Annotated in this window: 2 protein-coding genes and 1 pseudogene; all 3 read right to left on the bottom strand. The window is 72.8% G+C overall.

What is annotated here, in order from left to right:
- Window positions 1-292 (bottom strand): precorrin-6A/cobalt-precorrin-6A reductase (locus F3J15_RS37320; RefSeq protein ID WP_205191158.1); only part of this gene is annotated, 292 nt, incomplete at its 3' end.
- On the bottom strand, window positions 289-1,377 hold the full coding sequence (locus tag F3J15_RS37315) for a cobalt-precorrin-5B (C(1))-methyltransferase (protein ID WP_166897812.1): 1,089 nt from the start codon (window positions 1,375-1,377) through the stop codon (window positions 289-291). The genes F3J15_RS37320 and F3J15_RS37315, both read right to left, overlap by 4 nt.
- Window positions 1,377-1,711 (bottom strand): annotated as a pseudogene (locus tag F3J15_RS37310) (bifunctional cobalt-precorrin-7 (C(5))-methyltransferase/cobalt-precorrin-6B (C(15))-methyltransferase); the annotation flags it as partial. The pseudogene F3J15_RS37310 and the gene F3J15_RS37315, both read right to left, overlap by 1 nt.

The raw sequence follows: 1,711 nt of genomic DNA, 5'->3' as shown, positions 1-1,711 counted from the left end.
CGCGGCGCAGCGCCCACAGCGGCACGCCCGCTTCACGCGCCGCGGCGGCGGCATTCGCGCTGATCCGCGCGGCATACGGATGCGTCGCGTCGATCACGAGGCCGATGCCGGCGCTGCGCAGATACGCGGCCAGCCCGGCCGCGCCACCGAAGCCGCCGACGCGCACGTCGCAGCGCAGGTCGTCGGGCACCTTGCCGAGGCCGGCCAGGCTGTAGACATGGTGAGGACCGAGCGCGCGCGCGATCTTCAGCGCATCGCCGGTGCCGCCGAGCAGCAGGATGCGCGTGCTCATCGCGCCTCCCCGACGAAGCGGCCCTGCCGGTCGATCGCGAACATCTCGACGGCCACCGACGGCGGCACGATGTCGCGCGCGACGCGCAACGCCTGTGCACAGACGAGATCGCCGAGCGGCACGCCGTCGGCGTGCGCGAGCTTCAGCGCTTCCTGGCTCGTGTTCGCGGCGCGCATCGCGGCCTGCAGCGTGTCGCTTGCACCCGCCTCGGCCGCCCACTGCGCGAGCAGCGGCAGGTCGATGCTCGAATGGCGGCTGTGCAGGTCGAGGTGGCCGGCCGCGAGCTTGCTGAGCTTGCCGAAGCCGCCGCACATCGACAGCCGCGCGACCGGCGCGCGCCGCAGGTGCTTGAGCACCGCGCCCGCAAAATCGCCCATCTCGATCAGCGCCATGTCGGGCAGTTGATAGTGCGCGCGCATCGCGTCCTCGCTCGCGTTGCCGGTGCACGCGGCAATGTGCGCGATGCCGTTCGCGCGTGCGACGTCGATGCCCTGGTGGATCGACGCGATATAGGCCGAGCACGAGAACGGCCGCACGATGCCGGTCGTGCCGAGGATCGACAGCCCGCCGACGATGCCGAGGCGCGGGTTCATCGTCTTCATTGCGAGCGCTTCGCCGCCTTCGACGCCGATCGTCACGTCGAAGCCGCCCGCATAGCCGTGCTCGGCCGCCAGCGCTTCCAGGTGCGTCGTCATCATCTGGCGCGGCACCGGGTTGATCGCCGGTTCGCCGACCGGCAGCGTCAGCCCCGCGCGCGTGACCGTGCCGACGCCCGGTCCCGCATGAAACCGCACGCCGGGCGCCGCCGCGAGTGCGACCCGCGCGAAGATCAGCGCGCCGTGCGTGACGTCCGGATCGTCGCCGGCATCCTTGATCGTGCCGGCTTCCGCACCGTCGGCGGTGGTACGGCAGAACTCGAGCCGCATCATCACGCGCTGCCCCTTCGGCAGCACGATCTCGACCGCGTCGTCCGCCCGGCCCGCGAGCACCAGCCGCGCGGCGGCGAGCGACGTCGCGGTCGCGCAGCTGCCGGTCGTATAGCCGAAGCGTAGCGGCGCGGGCTGTTCGGGGGTCTCGTCGCGCATCACGCGTCCGTTGCGTTCGTTACGTTCGCCGTGGCCGACGATGCGGGCGTGTCGGCCACGTCGGGCTTGCGCACGTCGTACAGCGTGACCGGCAACGGTTGTCGCCACGTATCGAAGCGACCGAGCGGCTCGGCGTGGGCGAGCGACACGCGCGTGAGCGTGCCGCCGTGCGCATCGCGCCATGCGGCGAGCGTCATCTCGCCCTGCAGCGTGACCGCGTTCGCGACCAGCCGGCCGCCGGGCTTCAGCGCTGCCCAGCACGCGTCGAGCACGCCGGGCGCGGTCGCCCCGCCGCCGATGAAGATCGCGTCGGGCGCGGCGAGCCCCGCGAGCG

It is taken from the genome of Burkholderia sp. Ap-955, from assembly GCF_011753045.1.
Classification (GTDB): Bacteria; Pseudomonadota; Gammaproteobacteria; order Burkholderiales; family Burkholderiaceae; genus Burkholderia; species Burkholderia lata_D.
This window is presented reverse-complemented; position numbering and strand designations above follow the sequence as displayed.